The sequence below is a fragment of the Microbacterium sp. genome, from assembly GCF_049661145.1.
Taxonomy (GTDB): Bacteria; Actinomycetota; Actinomycetes; order Actinomycetales; family Microbacteriaceae; genus Microbacterium.
In genome coordinates this window covers 1-18,773 of sequence record NZ_JBASZT010000043.1, presented here as the reverse complement: position 1 = coordinate 18,773, position 18,773 = coordinate 1, and the positions used below count along the sequence as shown (strand labels likewise).

At 69.4% G+C, this 18,773-nt stretch carries 17 protein-coding genes and 1 pseudogene; 12 read left to right on the top strand and 6 right to left on the bottom strand.

The annotated features are described in order from the left end of the window. On the top strand, positions 1–354 hold a 354-nt coding region (locus WBP48_RS01980; RefSeq protein ID WP_424435295.1), incomplete at its 5' end, for a PucR family transcriptional regulator. 52 nt (positions 355–406) lie between these two features. On the opposite strand, the gene WBP48_RS01975 is transcribed toward WBP48_RS01980, so the two are convergent. Next, positions 407–1,099, bottom strand: a complete 693-nt coding sequence (locus WBP48_RS01975) for a GntR family transcriptional regulator (protein WP_424435292.1) — start codon at positions 1,097–1,099, stop codon at positions 407–409. 203 nt (positions 1,100–1,302) lie between these two features. Between WBP48_RS01975 and WBP48_RS01970 the strand changes: the two genes are divergently transcribed. The 5 genes from WBP48_RS01970 (at position 1,303) to WBP48_RS01950 (ending at position 7,794) form a co-directional block, all read left to right on the top strand. Next, complete coding sequence (locus WBP48_RS01970) at positions 1,303–2,673, top strand: NRAMP family divalent metal transporter (protein ID WP_424435289.1); 1,371 nt, start codon at positions 1,303–1,305, stop codon at positions 2,671–2,673. Between the two features lie 37 nt (positions 2,674–2,710). Then, the gene (locus tag WBP48_RS01965; RefSeq protein ID WP_424435286.1) at positions 2,711–3,487 is read left to right on the top strand and encodes a LamB/YcsF family protein; all 777 of its coding nucleotides are present in this window, start codon (positions 2,711–2,713) and stop codon (positions 3,485–3,487) included. A gap of 65 nt (positions 3,488–3,552) precedes the next feature. Then, complete coding sequence (locus tag WBP48_RS01960; RefSeq protein ID WP_424435283.1) at positions 3,553–5,316, top strand: carboxyltransferase domain-containing protein; 1,764 nt, start codon at positions 3,553–3,555, stop codon at positions 5,314–5,316. After that, on the top strand, positions 5,313–7,064 hold the full coding sequence (locus tag WBP48_RS01955) for an acetyl/propionyl/methylcrotonyl-CoA carboxylase subunit alpha (protein WP_424435280.1): 1,752 nt from the start codon (positions 5,313–5,315) through the stop codon (positions 7,062–7,064). The genes WBP48_RS01960 and WBP48_RS01955 overlap by 4 nt, the downstream gene beginning before the upstream one ends. Positions 7,065–7,161: 97 nt before the next feature. Next, a complete protein-coding gene (locus tag WBP48_RS01950; protein WP_424435277.1) occupies positions 7,162–7,794 on the top strand; it encodes a biotin transporter BioY in 633 nt (210 codons plus the stop codon). 143 nt (positions 7,795–7,937) lie between these two features. Here the strand turns inward: WBP48_RS01950 and WBP48_RS01945 are convergent, their stop codons facing one another. Together WBP48_RS01945 and WBP48_RS01940 are read right to left on the bottom strand one after the other, a co-directional pair. Continuing rightward, entirely contained in the window at positions 7,938–9,944 is a 2,007-nt protein-coding gene (locus WBP48_RS01945) for a solute carrier family 23 protein (protein WP_424435274.1), read from the bottom strand. Positions 9,945–10,270: 326 nt separating this feature from the next. Further along, complete coding sequence (locus WBP48_RS01940; RefSeq protein WP_424435271.1) at positions 10,271–10,966, bottom strand: TetR/AcrR family transcriptional regulator; 696 nt, start codon at positions 10,964–10,966, stop codon at positions 10,271–10,273. Between the two features lie 95 nt (positions 10,967–11,061). Between WBP48_RS01940 and WBP48_RS01935 the strand changes: the two genes are divergently transcribed. The 4 genes from WBP48_RS01935 to ispG all read left to right on the top strand — a co-directional run bounded on the left by WBP48_RS01935 (position 11,062) and on the right by ispG (position 15,015). Beyond that, a complete protein-coding gene (locus WBP48_RS01935) occupies positions 11,062–11,391 on the top strand; it encodes a nuclear transport factor 2 family protein (protein ID WP_424435268.1) in 330 nt (109 codons plus the stop codon). Beyond that, positions 11,388–12,566, top strand: coding sequence for a low temperature requirement protein A (locus WBP48_RS01930; RefSeq protein WP_424435265.1), 1,179 nt, complete (start codon positions 11,388–11,390; stop codon positions 12,564–12,566). Before WBP48_RS01935 ends, WBP48_RS01930 begins: the two co-directional genes overlap by 4 nt. 77 nt (positions 12,567–12,643) lie before the next feature. Then, on the top strand, positions 12,644–13,804 hold the full coding sequence (locus tag WBP48_RS01925) for a low temperature requirement protein A (protein WP_424435262.1): 1,161 nt from the start codon (positions 12,644–12,646) through the stop codon (positions 13,802–13,804). 59 nt (positions 13,805–13,863) lie between these two features. Then, positions 13,864–15,015: a flavodoxin-dependent (E)-4-hydroxy-3-methylbut-2-enyl-diphosphate synthase gene (gene ispG, locus WBP48_RS01920; protein ID WP_424435259.1), complete on the top strand. Its 1,152-nt coding sequence runs from the start codon at positions 13,864–13,866 to the stop codon at positions 15,013–15,015. Positions 15,016–15,200: 185 nt separating this feature from the next. Here the strand turns inward: ispG and WBP48_RS01915 are convergent, their stop codons facing one another. From WBP48_RS01915 to ddaH, 3 genes are all read right to left on the bottom strand, one after another. Beyond that, the gene (locus WBP48_RS01915; RefSeq protein WP_424435256.1) at positions 15,201–15,599 is read right to left on the bottom strand and encodes a PIN domain-containing protein; all 399 of its coding nucleotides are present in this window, start codon (positions 15,597–15,599) and stop codon (positions 15,201–15,203) included. Further along, positions 15,596–15,847 carry a type II toxin-antitoxin system Phd/YefM family antitoxin gene (locus tag WBP48_RS01910; RefSeq protein ID WP_424435253.1) on the bottom strand — a complete coding sequence of 84 codons (252 nt, stop codon included), beginning with the start codon at positions 15,845–15,847 and terminating at the stop codon, positions 15,596–15,598. Before WBP48_RS01910 ends, WBP48_RS01915 begins: the two co-directional genes overlap by 4 nt. Before the next feature lie 83 nt (positions 15,848–15,930). Next, positions 15,931–16,692 carry a dimethylargininase gene (gene ddaH, locus WBP48_RS01905; protein ID WP_424435250.1) on the bottom strand — a complete coding sequence of 254 codons (762 nt, stop codon included), beginning with the start codon at positions 16,690–16,692 and terminating at the stop codon, positions 15,931–15,933. A gap of 183 nt (positions 16,693–16,875) precedes the next feature. Between ddaH and hutU the strand changes: the two genes are divergently transcribed. Together hutU and WBP48_RS01895 are read left to right on the top strand one after the other, a co-directional pair. Next, positions 16,876–18,573, top strand: a complete 1,698-nt coding sequence (gene hutU, locus WBP48_RS01900; protein WP_424435247.1) for a urocanate hydratase — start codon at positions 16,876–16,878, stop codon at positions 18,571–18,573. A 1-nt stretch (position 18,574) separates the two neighbouring features. After that, positions 18,575–18,773, top strand: a pseudogene (locus WBP48_RS01895) (hypothetical protein); the annotation flags it as partial.

The following is an 18,773-nucleotide window of genomic DNA, read 5'->3' as shown; positions in this document are numbered from 1 at the left end:
GCGCTGCGCCGCCCGACACCTCCGGGCGCCAGCACGGTCCGAATCGTGGACGGCGCGGTCGCCGTGGCCGCCGTCGACGTGCTCGCGTCGGTCTCGGATGAGCTGCGCCGGGAGTTCGTGGCTGCCGCCCTCGGGGCGGTGCGCGACCATGACGGGCGCCATCAGGGGAACCTGATCGACACGCTCCGGGTGTTCCTGGAGTGCGATGGATCGTGGGTACGGACCTCCAACGCGCTGCACCTGCACCAGAACTCGGTGCGCTACCGCATCGCTCGGGTCGAGGAACTGACCGGCCGTGACCTGGGCTCGACCAAGGACCGCGTCGACCTGTACCTCGCGCTGCTCCTGCTGTAGCCCGGGGAGCGGGTCCGTTTCGACGCCCGGCTTGATCCCGCGGGGTGCATGCTCACCGCGCGCTCTGCACGGCTCGCTCGTAGCCGGCCAGGAGAACACGTTCCGCAATGAGGAGGTACTCTTCGAGACGCTCGGCGGCTCGTGCCGGCTCGCCGTTCTCGAGCACTTCGACGATCTCGCCGTTCCAATCGAGGAACGGTGCGTGCAGGTAGGCGGGGTCGTCGATGAGCCCGAAGGCCAGGCGCAACTCGGTGGCGACACGTTCGTAGAACTGGCTGAGCCGCGGGCTATCCGCCAGTTCGACGATCGCGCGGTGGAAACGGATGTTCGCCGTTCCGACACCCGGCCAGTCATTCCGAGCACGCGCGTCCACCGCGGCTTCCACGGCATCGCGGATGTGCGTGATAGCGGGATGCCGTGGCAGGGCATTCGCCATCGCCTGCACCTCGATCATCCGTCGCACCCGGTAGACATCGATGATCGTGCTCATACTCGGCACCGCCACCCAGGTTCCCCTGTGCTGAGTCTGAGTGACGAGGCCTTCCTGGGCCAGTGTCTTGAAGGTCTCGCGCAGCGTGTTCCTCGAGATGCCGAGAGATTCCGCAAGTTGAGCTTCGGGCACATGCTGCCCGGGCTTGAGCTGTCCGTCGAGAATCCGCGCGCGGACCTCGCGGGCGGCTTCCGATGCGCGCGACATCGGTGCGGCGCCGGTGCCGACGGCGTCGGTGTCGGAAGTGTTCGACATCCGGCCATCGTAGCCGACGTGCAAATTTCGTAATTGTCGGTTAATCCATGCGGAACATTATGGCAGTAGCTTGCTGATTGTTCAACAACCCATGCTCCATTATTCAGTAAGACGACGCACGGTGAGCAACCGAAGTCGCGGTGATCGCACCTTGGATGCCGAGAACTCATCTGCCGCGTGCCGATTGAGAGGACGTGTTCGCAATGAATGAGCGCAGCTCATCGAAGAAGGATCCTGACCCGAAAGCCGCGCAACAGGACCCAGACTTTCTCGCCCCACGGCGCGGCAGCGCCACTGAAAAAGCCGACGAGAGTGTCAAGGTCCCGGGTCCTGCCACGGTGCAGGCGGGGGCCGTGCAGGCCGGGGCGGCGGGCTTCGCGAAGTCGCGCAGGGCATCGCTGATCGGCGCCATCTTCATGATGGCGACCTCGGCGATCGGGCCGGGATTCATCACCCAGACGGCGACGTTCACGGCAACCCTGGGTGCCGCGTTCGCCTTCGGCATCCTCGCGTCGATCATCATCGACTTCATCGTGCAGGCGAACATCTGGCAGATCATCACGGCGTCGGGTAAGCGCGCCGCAGAACTGGCCAACTCGGCGATCCCGTTCAGCGGCTATGTGCTCGCGGTGCTCGTGATCATGGGCGGCCTCGTCTTCAACATCGGCAACATCGCCGGCGCCGGGCTGGGCCTGAACGCACTACTGGGACTGGATCCCAAGATCGGCGGCGCGATCAGCGCCATTCTCGCCATCGGCATCTTCGTCTCGCGCAAGGCGGGGCTCCTGCTCGACCGGGCAATGATCATCTTCGGCCTGTTGATGATCACGCTGACGGTCGTCGTCGCGATCATCGCCAATCCTCCCGTCGGTGATGCGCTGCGCCAGACGGTGTGGCCCGACACGATCAACTTCGCCGCGATCACGACGATCGTCGGTGGCACCGTCGGCGGCTACATCACGTATGCGGGCGCGCACAAGCTGCTCGACTCTGGCACGGCGGGACCGGAGCACCTCAAGCAGGTGACGACGTCGGCGTTCACCGGCATCGCTATCACCGGCCTCATGCGCTACGTCCTCTTCCTCGCTTTTCTCGGGGTGACCGCGAGCGGCGTGCTGCTCGACCTGTCCGCGAACCCTGCAGCGCAGGCGTTCGAAGCCGCCGCCGGTGAGTGGGGCATGCGGGCGTTCGGCATCGTGCTGTGGGCGGCCGGCATCTCGAGTGTCATTGGTGCCGCCTTTACGTCGGTGTCATTCATGACGGTGTTCAGTGCGAAGCTCGACCAGCGTCGACGCGGCTGGGCGACGGTGGTCTTCATCGTGGTCGGTCTCGCCGCCTACCTCATCATGGGGACGACGCCCGCCGCGCTCCTCGTCTTCGCCGGCGGGTTCAACGGGCTGATCCTGCCGATCGGGTTGACGGTGTTCATGTACATCGCCTGGTTCCGCCGCGACCTCTTGGGCGGTCACCGCATCCAATGGTGGCTCCGCATTCTGGGGATTCTCGTGACCGTGTTGACCTGGTACATGGGTGTCGTGTCGTTCTCGTCGATCTTCGCGTTCCTCTCCGCCTGACGGCAGGATCGATGGGTAGCGGCAAGAGGAGATGACGATGACGCTTCGGATTGATCTCAACAGTGATCTCGGTGAGCACTACGGTGCGTGGCGGATGGGTGACGACACCGCGATGCTTGACATCGTGACGAGCGCGAACGTCGCGTGCGGGTTTCACGCCGGTGACCCGCGCTCGATCCTCGAGACGCTGCGCTTCGCCGCGGAACGTGGGGTCGCCGTGGGCGCGCACGTCGCCTACCCCGACCTCGTCGGCTTCGGGCGACGCCCCATGAAACTGTCGCGCGAAGAGTTGCGCGCCGACGTGATCTACCAGATCGGTGCGCTGCAGGCCCTCGCCCGCACGGTCGGCACCGACGTCTCGTACGTCAAACCGCACGGGGCGCTCTACAACAGCATCGCGTTCGACGAGGCCGAGGCGGATGCTGTCATCACCGCCATCCGTGAGGTGAACCCCGACCTGGCCCTGGTGTGCTTGGCGGCGTCGCCGCAGGTCGAGCAGACCGAGGCATCCGGACTCCGCGCAATCTCCGAAGCCTTCGCCGACCGCGCCTACGAGCCGTCGGGCGCCCTCGTGTCGCGACGCGAGCCGGGTGCCGTGCTCCATGACCCCGTCGAGGTCGCGCAGCGGATGCTGGGGCTCGTGCAGTCGGGAACCCTCACGGCCCGCGACGGCAGCACGGTCGCCGTTCGTGCGGACTCGATCTGCGTGCACGGCGACAGCCCCGCCGCCGTCGAGATGGCTGTCGCGGTGCGCGCGGAACTGGTCGGCGCCGGGGTTGAGATCACGAGCTTCACCCACGCGGAGGCCGCGTGAACGCCGGCATCCGGATCAGCTTTTCAGAAGCGCTGCCGCGCCGTGGGGGCGGGAAAGGCTGAGTCATGTCACGAGACTTTCGCATCAGACAGGCGGGGAGCACGGCGGTCCTCATCGACTGTGACGACCTTGACGGGGCGCTCGCGGTCTTCGCGACCCTGACGCTCGCCCGGGAACGCGGCACGCTGGAGGTCTCGGAGGTCGTGCCGGCGGCGCAGACGGTGCTCGTCGCGGGCGGCGAGGCGCGTGATCCGCAACGGTTCATCCCGCGCTTGCGCGAGTTGCTCCGCGAAAGTGCCGTCACGGCGACCGGTGGCGCCGTGGGGCCCGAGGCCGTCATCGCCGTGAACTACGCGGGTGAGGATCTCGACGACGTGGCTCGGCTCACCGGGATGAGCCCCGACCAGGTCGTGGACCGCCACACCGCGAGCACGTACACCGTTGCCTTCACGGGGTTCGCGCCGGGCTTCGCGTACCTGTCCGGGGGTGATCCGCGCCTGGAGGTGCCGCGGCGCGCGACCCCACGTCCGCGGATTCTCCCGGGCTCGGTCGGCCTCGCCGGACGGTTCTCAGGCGTGTACCCGCGCGAGAGTCCGGGCGGATGGCAGATCATCGGCACGACGGCGCACACCATGTGGGACACCGACCGCGAACAGCCCGCCGCGCTCGTCGCGGGAGGCACGGTCAGGTTCGTCGCCGAGCGCGAGCACGTCATTGCCGCGGGGGATGCCGCGGGGTCAGCTCCGGGAAAGGCGCCGCGGGTGGCGGCCTCCTCGCCGAGCCTGCGCGTGATCGACGCGGGTCTGCAGTCGCTCGTCGAGGACGAGGGACGCCACGGCGTCGCGGGCATGGGAGTCGGGGAGTCCGGTGCGGCGGTGCGCAGCGCGTTCCGGCACGCGAATCGCCTCGTCGGCAACCGGCCCGGTGCCGCCGTCGTCGAGCTTGCCCACGGCGGCTTCGCGGTGGAGGCGATCGAGCCCGCGGTGCTCGCGATCACGGGGGCCGAGCGGAACGGCCGGATCACGGGGCCGTACGGCACGCGCAAAGTGCCGCACGCGAGGCCCTTCCGCCTGAGCGCGGGCGAGCGACTGACCCTTGCCGCGCCGAGCCGTGGACTGCGTTCGATCCTCGGCATCCGGGGTGGCATCGATGCGCCCGCCGTGCTCGGCAGCCGATCGCGCGACACACTTGCCAGCCTCGGCCCCGAGCCCCTCGCGGCGGGCGATGAACTCGCCACTGGGAGTGAGTCGCTCGGCGTCGTCGGGGCGCCCGAGCCTGTGCCGGACGCGCGGCCCCTCCCCGCTCCCGGCGACGACGTCGTGCTGCGGGTCGTGCTCGGCCCACGCGACGACTGGTTCTCGGCCGAGGCGCTCGCGAGCTTCACAGGCCAGCTTTTCAGTGGCGCTGCCGCGCCGTGGGGCGAGAGAGTCCGCCTCGGGGATGCGAGACTTTCGCATCAGAGCTGGGAGGTCACGCCCCGCAGCGACCGCGTCGGCGTGCGGCTCGCCGGCGCGGCATTGCAGCGCGCAGTCGAGTACGCGGGCCGCGAGCTGCCGAGCGAAGGGATGGTGCTCGGTGCGATCCAGGTGCCGCCCGACGGTCAGCCCGTGCTGTTCCTCGCGGACCGGCCCCTCACCGGCGGGTATCCGGTCATCGCCGTCGTGCACGACGACGATATCGACCTCGCCGCGCAGCTCTCGCCGGGGTGCCGCGTGCGCTTCGTGGCGATGAGCGACGTAGCCCCAGCATCGAAACCTCGCGGCGCTGAGCCCATGAGCACAGAGCCGACCGGCACCGACAAGACGACCGAGCAGGAGAACGACTCATGACCTTTCAGAAGATCCTCATCGCCAACCGCGGCGAGATCGCCGTGCGCGTCATCCGCGCGGCGAAAGAGGCCGGCATCGCCAGCGTCGCCGTGTATGCCGACGACGACGCCGACGCCCTCCACGTCCGGCTCGCCGACGAGGCCTATGCCCTCGGCGGCGTTCTTCCCGCCGAGACGTACCTCAGCATCCCGAAACTGCTCGAGGTCGCCGCCCGCGCCGGCGCCGACGCGATTCACCCCGGCTACGGCTTTCTCTCCGAGCGCGCCGACTTCGCGCAGGCTGTGCTCGACGCGGGGCTCGTCTGGATCGGCCCCGATCCGGCGACGATCGAGTTGCTCGGCGACAAGGCGCGCGCTCGTTCACTCGCCGCGGAGGTCGGCGCCCCGCTCGTGCCCGGAACGAAGGGCGCGGTCACGGGAGTCGACGACGTGCTCGCCTTCGCCGACGAGCATGGCATGCCGATTGCGATCAAGGCCGTTTTCGGTGGTGGCGGTCGCGGCATGCGGGTCGTGCGCGAGCACTCCGGCATCCGCGAGGCCTACGACTCCGCGGTGCGCGAAGCGGTCGCCGCCTTCGGGCAGGGCGACTGCCTCGTGGAGAGGTTCCTCGACCGTCCACGGCACATCGAAGCGCAGGTGCTCGGCGACCGGCACGGCCGCGTCGCCGTGATCGGCACGCGCGACTGCTCGCTGCAGCGCCGCAACCAGAAGCTCGTCGAAGAGGCGCCCGCACCGTTCATCGACGACGCGCTGCGCGCCCGCATCCACGAGTCAGCCGCCGCCGTGTGCGCAGCGGCAGGATACGTCGGCGCCGGCACGGTCGAGTTCCTCCTCGGCGAGGACGGCACACTGTCGTTCCTCGAGGTGAACACGCGCCTGCAGGTCGAGCATCCCGTCACCGAGGTAACGACCGGCATCGACCTCGTGCAGGAGCAGTTCCGTATCGCGGCGGGCGAACCGATGTCGGTTCCCGAGACGATCGAGCCGTTCGGGCACGCGATCGAGTTCCGCATCAACGCGGAGGACCCCGGGCTTGGATTCCTCCCCACCCCCGGGATGATCGTCACGTTCGACGCACCGGGCGGGCAAGGAGTGCGCCTCGACTCCGGGGTGTATGCCGGGTACGCGGTGCCGGGGAGCTTCGACTCCATGCTCGCGAAACTCATCGTCTGGGGGAGTGACCGCGAGCAGGCACTCGCCCGCGCCCGCCGCGCGCTCGATGAGTTCACCATCGACGGCGTCGCAACGGTGCTGCCGTTCGACCGCCACGTCGTCTCCGACCCCGCGTTCACGGCGCCCGACGGCGAGTTCGGCGTGCACACGCGGTGGATCGAAGAGGAGTGCACCGCTGTGTTCGAGCCCGCGACGGCCGTGCCCGCACCTGGCGAGCCGCGCCTCGTGCGCATGCCGATCGAGGTCGACGGTCGTCTCGTCGCGCTCGGCCTTCCCGAGTCGCTCCTCGCGCGGCTGTCATCCGGTGTCGGCGCTGCGCTGGACACGGCGGATGCCGAGTCCACCGCTTCCGAAGCGGTCGCCCCCGGCTCGCTTGTCGCCCCGTTCGCCGGAACACTCAGCGCCTGGAAGGCCGACGACGGCGCGGCGGTCGCCGAGGGCGAGACCGTCGCGGTCCTCGAGGCGATGAAGATGGAGGTGCCGATCAAGGCCCCGCGCGCCGGGCGGCTCGCCCAGGCTGTCGCGGCCGGCGCCGCCGTCGGTGCGAACGCCGTGATCGGCGCCGTCGATGCGTAGCGCGCCCCTGCCCACCTACGTCGCACTCTTGACCCGGCGGGTCCGTCCGGACCCAGTCAGAGTCAAGACGTCTCACCCACATCCCGAAGGAGCACGCATGTCTCTCGCTGTCCCCACCCGTGGACCGGTCCTCGCCGATCTGATCGCCCGCCCGAGCGCTCGAACGCGAGCTTTCGCGTGGGATGCCGCGCTCGTGACCACCGGTGCCCTCGTGGTCGCCGCGCTCGCACAGGTGGAGATCCCCCTGTGGCCGGTGCCGATCACCGGGCAGACTCTGGGTGTCATCGTCGTCGGCGCGGCGCTTGGTGCGCGCCGGGGAGCATCGGCTCTCGCCCTGTATCTCGCGATGGGCCTCGCAGGCCTGCCCGTGTTCGCGGGCTTCGGGGGCACGATCGCCTATGTCGCGAAGCCCAGCTTCGGCTTCGTGATCGGGTTCGTGTTCGCCGCGTTCATCGCGGGCTGGGTCGCCGAGCGCAGCTGGGATCGGCGGCCGGCGCTCGCTTTCGTCGGCTTCGCTGCGGCCAGCGTCGTGCCGTTCCTGTTCGGGGTGCCGTACATGGCCTTCATCCTCGACGTCGTGCTCGGACAACACCTGAGCTTCGGCGACATCCTCGCTGCCGGCGTCACGCCGTTCATCCTTGGTGGCTTGATCAAGGCGGCGATCGCCGCGCTCGTCATCCCGGGCGCCTGGGCGCTTGCGCGCGCCGTCGACGCTCGCAAGCTCCGCTGACCACGCCCGCAGCGCCCACCCGGGCGCCGGCCGCCGCGGAACGCAGCAACCCGCGTCGACTTGCCGTGTTCTGTCGCAATGGTGGGGTCGAGACGACAAAACACGGCACGTCGACGGCGGCGCGGCCGAAACGCTCCGACGCGTCAGTCGGTGCCGAGGTCCGCGAAGCGGCCGAAGCGAGCGCTCGTGATCGGGTTGGCGTCGGCGATGAGGTCGTCGAACCGGTGGCGCACGATCTTCGAGACCTCGACGAGGGCGGCCTGGCGCTCGGCACGCACCGAGTTGTCCATGCGCGACCAGCCGATGCCGACGACCTGGTCGTACCGCTCCACGTCCTTCACCGAGATGATGAGCGGGAAGCCGAACTTCGCGCGGTACTCCGCGGAGAGTTCGCCGAGGTCGGCGCGCTGGTCGTCGTCCACGTCGGCGAGTGCTCCCGACGATTCGCGGACGACGGAGCCGTCCGCTTCGGCCGACCCGAGGTCGGGGAACGACTCCAGCAGCTCGTGCACCTCGGCATCCGTTCCCGCCAACAGTGCGTCCTGGAAGGCGTCCGCGAGGGCCGCCGCCGACGCGAACGGTCGCTCGGCGTAGGCGCGTTCGATCGCCCACGTGTTGTCCTGCACGACGCCGTGGAACAGCGCGGCGAACTCGTCCTCGCTCAGCCCGTTGACCCGGTCGAGCGTGACGACGTCGCCCGCGGCATCCGTCGTGACGTTCGGCCCGCGTCGGACCAGGTGGAAGAACACGATGTTGAGCAGGATCGTGGTGAACGCGCCCGCGGCGATGCCGCCCGAGAAGTACCACTGCAGCCACTCCGGCACGGCCTGCGTCACGCCCGGGAACGCCATGACGTACACGCCGACCGCGAGGCCGGTGCCGGCGACGGCGAGGTTGCGGTGGTCGTTGAAGTTCACGGTGGAGAGGGTCTGGATGCCGGTGATCGCGACGGCCGCGAACAGCACGAGCGCCGAGCCGCCGAGCACCGGCTCGGGGATCATTCCGACGACGGCGGCGACCTGGGGGAACAGGCCCAGGATCATCATGAACCCGCCCGCGACCGCGACGATCCAGCGTGACTTCACGCCGGTGACACGGACGAGCCCGATGTTCTCCGCGAAGCAGGTGTAGGGGAACGAGCCCATCGTGCCGCCGAGCGCGGTGGAGATCCCGTCGGCCTTGAGAGCGTCGGAGATGTCCTGGCGCGAGATGCGCTTGCCGACGATGTCGCCCGTCGCGTACAGCGATCCGACGGTCTCGACGGCGGTGATCATCATGACCAGGAGCACGGCGATGATGTCGCCGACGGCGAACTGGGGTGGGCCGTAGTGGAAGGGGCTGGCGATCCAGAACGCTTCGGCGCCAGAGACGGCGGACCAGTCGAAGGTCACACCCGAGCCCGGCACGCTTGGCAGGATCGCGTACCAGGCGACGAAGCCGACGATGAGCCCGACGAGCACCGAAATGGTGGAGAGGAAGCCGGTGAAGAAGCGCTGCAGCAGCAGGATGACGATGATCGTGCCGATCGCGAAGATCATGTTGATGCCGCTGGTGGGGTCGCCGTGGCCGCCCTGCGAGGCGCCCATCACGGAGTACGACCAGTCGAAGCCGGGAAGTCCCAGCTGTCCGCCGATCGCGTGGTTGGCGGCCACGGGGAGCAGCGTGACGCCGATGATCGTCAGCACGGTGCCGGTGACGACCGGCGGGAAGAACCGCACCGCCCGGGCGATCAGCGGCGCGACGAGAAAGAAGACGATGCCCGAGACGATCACGGCGCCGAAGATCCACGGGAGCGCCGGGGACCCGCCGCCGTGGTTGAAGCCGATCGTGATGAGCGGTGCGACGCCGGCGAAGGCGACGCCCTGCAGCAGCGGCAGTTGCACACCGATGCGGTACTTACCGATGCGGATGCCGATGGATTGCAGCAGCGACGCGATGCCGCAGGTGAGCAGGTCGGCCTGGATGAGTTTGACCATGTCTTCGGGGGTCACGCCCAGCGCGCCGCCGATGATGAGCGGCACGATCACGGCGCCCGCGTAGAAGGCGGCGACGTGCTGGAAGCCGTACGTCAGGAGCTTCGGGACGGGTGGAACCTGGTCGACGGGGTGTTTGCGGACGGGACGGGCGGGCGCGGCGGTGGGCGCGGACATAGGAGTTTCCTCACGATAAGTGGACGCTGAGATCATCGTGACGCGGGGGCGGCGACCGGCGGCACCGGCAGATGGTCCAGACTTCGCCCTGCCGAGTGTGCGGAGCTTGTGGGATACGACGGCCTCGTGCCATTCGGCGGCGCCGCGTTCACACGCTGTTCACACGGACGGAACATTCGGGGTGTGTTTGCGGTCCGGTCGCGGTGCGTTCGTGGCCTGTTCGTGGTCTGTGGGATGCCGACGTGCCGCGTTTTGCCGCATCCACTTCGTGGAACCGACAAATCACGGCAAGTCGCGCGGTGGCGCTCGCGGTCAGCGGTCAGTGGTCAGTGGTCAGCGGCCGCGGCGGCGACGCGGTGCAGCCACGAAATGAGCAACTGCGTCTCGGGCTCGCCCAGGACCTCGGGGTGTGCGGCGGCCCACTCCGTCACGGCCCGCGCGGGCGCGTCGCGGCCGGGTGTCGCGCGTCCGCCGGTGATGGCGGCGATGACCCCTTCGCGGACGGCGTCGGACAGTGCGCGGTCCTCTTCGGCGAGGACGATCTGGCGCAGGGTGACGCCGACGTTCGCAGCGAGGACGTGGGATGCCGCGTGATCGGGGTCGACGACGAGGCGTCCGGCGTCTGCGGCTCGGCGCGTCAACTCCCGGAGGGCGGCGGTGGGCCGCTGCTGCGCGTCGGGGGCGTGGCCAGGCCGCACCGTGCCATACATGAGCGCATAGAGGCCCGGGTTTCGCAGGCCGAACGCGACGTGCTCGTCCCAGCCGGCGCGGATGTCGCCGATGGGGTCGCCCGTCAGCTCTCGCGCGGCCTTCTGCGACAGGTAGAGGTCGAACCCGCGCTCGGTGACCGCGTCGATCAGCCCCTGTTTGCTTCCGAAGAAGTGGTACAGCGTCGGCAGCGTCACCCCCGCGGCCTCGCACACGGCGCGTAGCGAGAAGTCGTCGCCGGGGGATGCGGCGATGAGGTCGGCGGCGGCGTTCAGCAGGCGGGTTCGCGTGTCGTCGCCCGTGGGCTGCGGCATCCTTCCACCCTACGCGTCGCGTGGGCGACGTCCTATAGCGACGATATATGGTTGTATATCGCAGCTATCCTGAACGATCCATACACGGAGAGACCATGACGACCACGCCTGTCCCCGAACCTGTCGGCTCCTTTATCGCGGCCGTCAACAGGCACGACGACGACGCGTTCCAAGCCGCCTTCACCGTCGGCGGGTTCATCGACGACTGGGGTCGGACCTTCACCGGCCGCGAGGCGATGAAGCGCTGGAGCGACAAGGAGTTCATCGGCGCGCGGGGCACGCTCGCCGTCGAAGAGGTCACGGTGAGCGGCGACGAGGTCACCGTCGTCGGCGATTGGCGCAGCAACTACGCCAACGGTCGGTCGACGTTCGTCTTCGTCACCGAAGGCGACTTCATCGCGTCGATGACGATTCGCGAGGGATGAGCGCCGGCGAGGGCGCGCTGCCCGCGTTGGCGCGCACCGGGCACCGCCGCTCCGAGGCGGCGCCGATCGAGCTGTTCTTCGACCTCGTCTACGTCTTCGCGATCATCCAGCTGTCGCATCTGTTGATCGAGCACCTCACGTGGGAGGGCGCCGCCCAGACGGTCGTCGTGTTCGCGGCGGTGTGGTGGGGCTGGAACTACACGGCGTGGGCCATGAACTGGCTCGATCCGGGCCGCACCTCGGTGCAGCTGCTGAACGGTGTGCTCATGCTGGCGGCGCTCGGGATGTCGGTCGCGATCCCGACGGCGTTCGGTGACGGCGCGGAACTGTTCGGCGCTGGGCTGTTCGTCGCCTGTTACCTGTTCATGGGGATCGTCCGACCCGTCTTCATGATGGTGGTCTACCGCGGTCACCGGCTTGCCGCGAACTACCGGATGCTGCTGATCTGGACGCTCGGCGCGGGCGTCTTCTGGATCGCCGGATGCTTCGTGCCGCCGCACTGGCGGCTGCTGCTGTGGCTCGTCGCGGTCGCCGTTGACTACGCGGCACCACTGGCGCAGTACCGCGTGCCGGGTGTCGGTGCGGCGCCCATGGACCAGTGGGATCCCGATGCGGGCCACCTCGCCGAGCGCAACCGACTCGTGTTCATCATCGCGCTCGGGGAGTCGATTCTGCTCATGGGCGGCACCGTCGTCGCGGAGGGCGCGCTCACCGGTGCGACAGCGCTGATCGTCGTGATCGGCTTCGCCTCGCTGTTCGCACTGTGGTGGAACTACTTCGCCCTCGCGGGGCCGGATGCCGAGGGCGGGCGCGGCTCGACGAGCGCGTTGCGCTCGGCATACGCCTACGCCCACGCGCTCATGGTGCTGGGGGCGATCGTGGTGGCGGTATCGATCGAGCTGCGCCTGTCGCACGAGCACCTCACGCAGGCGGCCGTCGTCGTGACCGTCGCAGGTCCGATCATCTATCTGGTGGGCAACCTGCTCTACATCCGTTCCCGCTTCGGCCGGATCGCGCCCTCGCGCATCGTGGCGGCCGGAGTGCTGGTGGTGGTGGGCGCGGCAGCGCTCGCGGCGGGGGAGCACCTGCCCGGTGTCGTGCTGAGCGCGGCCGTGTTGATCGTGCTCGCCGTGCTCGCCGTGCAGACCGCGCGCGAGCGCGCCGCGACGTCGTGACCGCGAAACCCCACCGGTCGTTGAGCGGACCGACGGCGAGTCGAAACGCGCGGGCGGCCTCACTCGGCCTTCGGCCGATGACGCCACGTGCGCCCGGAGAGCCGCACCGCGTCGCGAGCCCGCTGGAACTGTTCTTCGACCTCGTCTTCGTCGTCGCCGTGTCGCTGTCGTCCGGCGAACTGCACCACGGCGAGGCCGAGGGGCACATCGGCCTGGCCGTGGGCTCGTACCTCGCCGTGTTCTTCGCGGTGTGGTGGGCCTGGATGAACTTCACGTGGTTCGCGAGCGCCTTCGACACCGATGACTGGGCGTATCGCGTGCTCACGGTCGTGCAGATGGCGGGCGCCCTCGTGATGGCGGCGGGTACCCCGGCGGCCATGAACGAGAGCGACTGGCTAGTGGTGACGCTCGGCTACGTGCTCATGCGGCTCGCTATGGTCGCGCAGTGGCTGCGCGCCGCCGCCGCGAGCCCCGAGCTGCGTGCGACGGCGCTGCGCTATGCCGGTGGGATCGCCGTCGTGCAGGTGCTGTGGGTGCTGCGCCTGCTGCTGCCGGACCAGGGTGGGCTGCCGGCGTTCCTGCTGCTCGTCGTGCTCGAGCTGGCCGTGCCGCCGTTCGCGGAGCGGGCGGGGCGGACGCCCTGGCATCCGCACCACATCGCGGAACGCTACAGCCTGTTCACGCTCATCGTGCTGGGCGAGTCGATCCTCGCGTCGACGACGGCGGTCGTGGATGCCGTGTCGTCCGGCGATCGGCTCGGCACGCTGCTGCTGGTCGCCGCGTGCGGGCTCGTGCTCGCCGCGAGCATGTGGTGGGTGTACTTCGCCGGCGACGGGGCCTCGCGGCTGACGAGTCATCGCCGCGCGATCGCCCTCGGCTACGGGCACTACGTCATCCTCGCCGCCGCCGGGGCATTCTCTGCCGGGGTCTCGGTCATCGTCGCGTACGACACGCACGCCGCAGACCTCGCCGCCGCTGCTGCCGCCGCGAGTCTGACCGTGCCCGTCGCAGTCTTCTTCACGGCGACCTGGGCGCTCCTGCTGCGCGGAACGGTGGGCCGGGGCCGGAGTGCGCTCGTGCTCGTGCTGAGCGTCGCGGTGGGAGCATCGGCGCTGCTGCCGGCATCGTTGCCCATAACCTTGCCCATAGCCGCCGCGCTCGCCATCGCGCTCGTGGTGGTTGTCGAATCCGGGCGGGGCGTTGCGGCTGTGCAGCCAGGTTCCCATACCGGAGCGTGAGGCGGGTCCTCTCGGCATCCGTTCGGCGACGGCGGGACGCCGCGGCGTAGGCTGAGCGGGTGCCAGCTGTGAACCTTGGGATGCCGCGCGTGCCGGACGTTCTCGCCCCGCGTCGCAAGAGCCGTCAGATCCGCGTCGGCAAGGTGCTCGTCGGCGGCGATGCGCCGATCAGTGTCCAGTCGATGACGACGACGCCGACGACCAACATCAACGCGACGCTGCAGCAGATCGCGGAGCTCACGGCATCCGGCTGCGAGATCGTGCGCGTCGCCGTGCCGAGCCAGGACGATGCTGACGTCCTGCACATCATCGCCAAGAAGAGCCAGATCCCGGTCATCGCCGACATCCACTTCCAGCCGAAGTACGTCTTTCAGGCGATCGACGCCGGCTGCGCCGCGGTGCGCGTGAACCCCGGCAACATCCGCAAGTTCGACGACCAGGTCGGCGCGATCGCGAAGGCCGCGAAGGATGCCGGGGTGTCGCTGCGCATCGGCGTGAACGCCGGTTCGCTCGATCGCCGGCTGCTGGAGAAGTACGGCAAAGCGACCCCCGAGGCGCTCGCCGAGAGCGCGCGGTGGGAGGCGTCGCTGTTCGAGGAGCACGACTTTCACGACTTCAAGATCTCGGTCAAGCACAACGACCCGATCGTCATGGTGCGGGCGTACCGCCTGCTCGCCGAGATGGGGGACTGGCCGCTGCACCTCGGCGTCACCGAGGCGGGGCCCGCGTTCCAGGGGACCATCAAGAGCGCGACGGCCTTCGGCATCCTGCTGTCGGAGGGCATTGGCGACACCATCCGTGTCTCACTGTCGGCGCCGCCCGCCGAAGAAGTGAAGGTTGGACACCAGATCCTGCAATCGCTGAACCTGCGCGAACGCAAGCTCGAGATCGTGTCGTGCCCGTCGTGCGGGCGCGCTCAGGTCGACGTGTACACGCTCGCCGACAGCGTGACCGAGGGTTTGAAGGACGTCACCGTGCCGCTGCGCGTCGCGGTCATGGGCTGCGTCGTCAACGGTCCCGGCGAAGCGCGCGAGGCCGACCTGGGTGTCGCTTCGGGCAACGGCAAGGGGCAGATCTTCGTCAAGGGCGAGGTCATCAAGACCGTTCCCGAGGCCGAGATCGTCGACACCCTCATCGCCGAGGCGCGCCGCATCGCCGACGAGCTGGGCCCGGATGCCGCCGTCGGCACGGCACAGGTCGTCACGGCGTAGCCGCGGCATCCGCCCCGCCGTTGCGGGTTCATCCGTCGCATAGTGCCGCCTCCGGGCTGGATGCCGACCGTTTGCGCCGGATGAATCCGGGACGGGTTCGTTCATCCGTCGCATACTGTTGCCTGCGGCCTGGATGCCGCCCATTCGCGCCGGATGAAGCTGTGCAACCCGGTGAGGCCTGCGCGCTACGCGGCGACCGGGTCGAAGGTCCGGTAGCCGATGAGTTCGGCCACCTCGCGCATCGTGGCGTCGTGCGTCACCACGGTCGCGTCGAGTCCGGTGTGGATCAGCGATGCGAGGTGAATCGCATCGAGCGTCTTGATGTGCTGGGTGATTGCCTCGGCCTGAACGAGCACCGGCTCGGTGAGCGGGATCAGGTGCACATAGGACAACAGGTCGTCTCGCAGAGAGATAGGCCGCTGTTCGCGTCTCAAGACTCTCGTCACCTCGGTCTTGAGCAGTCGCGAGGCAATGATCGTCTGCTCCGGGTCTGCGTTCACCTCATCCATCCAGGCGTCGAGTTGAGCATCCAGTCTCAGGGCAACCAGAACGCCAACGGATGAGTCGAGCAGCCAGTATTTCACCAGTCGCCCTTCATCTCTTCGAGGAGCTGCTCGACCGACTCGGCCGTGCGCAACGTCAGTCGGGGTCGGTCGGCCAGGTGAGAGGGCCCTGTGCGCTTCGCCGGAATCAGCCCCGGGATCTGTTGCACGGGCACCACACGGGCGATCTCCTGGTTGTGGCGGGTGATCGTGTAGGTGGCACCTGCCTCGACGTCCGCGAGCATCTGCGTGGGGTTCTGGCGCAACTGGCCGACGGTGATGGTGTTCATGCCGTCAGGCTACGCGCGCTGCCGGAAAATATCTACGCATGTCTACGTCGAGCTGGATGAAGGTGCTGTGCGTCCCGCGCGGCTCAGCCGCGCACGCGCACCGACAGGCAGGTGACGCAGCCCTCCATCTTCTCGAACTCCGAGATCGGGGTGGTGAGCACCTCCAGGCCGCGCGCGCGGAACAGCTCGGCGGTCTGCGGCGCATCTGCCGACATCAGCACCGTGTGCTCGTCGAGCACCACGACCGCTGTGCCGTACTCTTCGGGAACCGCGAGGAAGGCCGGGAACACGTCGGGGTCGTCGACGCCCGGCAGATATCCGATCACCGTGCCGTCGGGCAGGGCCGTGACGGCGCTCTTCAGATGCAGCCGCCGCGTGACCGGCACGGCGACGACCTCCCAGCCCCGCGGGCCGAGCAGCTCGCGCAGCTGTGCCACGGCGGCGTCGTTGGTGCGCAGCGAGCGGCCGACGTACACCGTGTGGCCGACCTTGAGCACGTCGCCGCCGTCGAGCGTCCCGGGATCCTCGATGGCAGCGAAAGGGATGCCGGCGGCTTCGAGCGCCGCCCGCGTCGTCTCGATCTCGCCGCGTCGCGAGTCGGCTCCCGGTCGGGTGAGCACGGCCAGGTCGCCGAACATCACGACGCTGTCCTCGACGAACACGCCGTCGGGATGCTCGTCAGCCGGGTCCACGTCGGTGACCTCCCAGCCCTGCGCGCGGAAGGCATCGACGTACTGCTGCCACTGCGCGAGCGCGAGAGCGGGGTCGACGGGCAGGCGCTCGATATGCGTGAGCTCGCCCTCGGCGAGCTGGGGCGAGGGACGACGGACGAGGATGCGCGGCATCCCGAAAGCCTATCCGTCGACGCCGGGCTCGCGCCGGGCTCGCGGTGGGCTCGCGGCACCCGGGTGCGTGTGACACCGACCGCGCACCCGTCCGGGATCCCGGACGCCGGCATCCGTGGGGCACTTCAAGAAGACCCGGCGGGATGTTGGGATGGTCTCGACCACCAGCGAAAGGCGACTTCCATGGCACTCCCCGGCGCCCGCCCCGTCCGCGCTCCGCGCGGCACCGAGATCAGCGCGAAAAGCTGGCAGACCGAAGCGCCGCTGCGGATGCTGATGAACAACCTCGATCCCGAGGTCGCTGAGCGCCCCGACGACCTCGTCGTCTACGGCGGCACCGGCCGCGCCGCCCGCAGTTGGGCGGCGTTCGACGCCATCGTCGAGACGCTGCGCGACCTCGAAGACGACGAGACGCTGCTCGTGCAGTCCGGAAAGCCGGTCGGTGTGTTCCGCACGAACGTCTGGGCGCCGCGCGTGCTCATCGCCAACTCCCACCTTGTCGGGGACTGGGCGACGTGGCCGGAGTTCCGTCGCCTCGAGGCCGAGGGGCTCATCATGTACGGCCAGATGACGGCCGGCTCGTGGATCTACATCGGCACGCAGGGCATTCTGCAGGGCACGTTCGAGACCTTCGCGGCGGTCGCGCGCAAGCGCTTCGGCGGCACCCTCGCCGGCACGATCACCCTCACCGGCGGCTGCGGCGGCATGGGTGGCGCCCAGCCGCTCGCGGTCACCCTCAACGACGGTGCGTGCCTGGTCGTCGACGTCGACGAGACGCGGCTGCGCCGCCGCGCCGGCAAGCGCTACCTCGACGAGGTCGTCACCGACCTCGACGACGCGATCGCGAAGGTACAGCGGGCCAAGGACGAGCGGCGTGGCCGGTCGGTCGGCCTCGTCGGCAACGCCGCCGAAGTGTTCCCCGAGCTGCTGCGGCGGCACCGTGCCGGCGAGGTGCACATCGACGTCGTGACCGACCAGACGAGCGCCCACGACCCGCTCAGCTACCTGCCGATCGGGTACGCGGTCGACGAGTGGCAGGAGCGTGCCGCCGCCGATCCCGAAGGCTTCACCCGCGACGCGCAGGCGTCGATGGCCGCGCACGTTCGGGCGATGGTCGAGTTCCAGGACGAGGGCGCCGAGGTCTTCGACTACGGCAACTCGATCCGCGACGAGGCCCGCAAGGGCGGCTACGACCGCGCCTTCGCGTTCCCCGGCTTCGTGCCCGCCTACATCCGCCCGCTGTTCTGCGAGGGCCTCGGCCCGTTCCGCTGGGCGGCGCTGTCGGGCGACCCCGACGACATCCGCGTGACCGACGAGGCGATTCTCGAGCTGTTCCCCGAGAACGAGCACCTGCGCCGCTGGATTCGCGCCGCGCAGGAGCGCGTCGAGTTCGAGGGGCTGCCCGCCCGCATCTGCTGGCTCGGCTATGGCGAGCGCGCCCGCGCCGCCGTGCGCTTCAACGAGCTCGTCGCCGAGGGGGCCGTGAAGGCACCCATCGTGATCGGTCGTGACCACCTCGACTCGGGCTCGGTCGCCTCGCCGTACCGTGAGACCGAGGCGATGGCCGACGGCAGCGACGCCATCGCCGACTGGCCGCTGCTCAACGCCCTGACAGCCACGTCGTCCGGCGCGACCTGGGTGTCGTTGCACCACGGCGGCGGCGTCGGCATCGGCCGCTCGATCCACTCGGGCCAGGTCTCCGTCGCCGACGGCACGGCGCTCGCCGCCGAGAAGCTCTCGCGTCTGCTCACGAACGACCCCGGCATGGGCGTCATCCGCCACGTGGATGCCGGCTATCAGCGCGCCGCCGACGTCGCCGCCGAGCGCGGGGTGCGCGTGCCGATGGCGCCGGTCATCCGCAACACCGATCAGGCCTGGTGACATGCCCGCGCTGCTGATCGACGGCATCGGCGAGCTCACGACCAACGACGACACGGTCGGGGATGCCGGGCGGTTGCACGACGCGGCCGTCGTCGTCGACGGCGGCGTGATCGCGTGGGTCGGTCCCGCCACCGACGCCCCCGCCGCCCAATGGCGCGGGCGAAGCCAAGCGCTTGCCACGCGGAGGGGCCGCGTGGCGC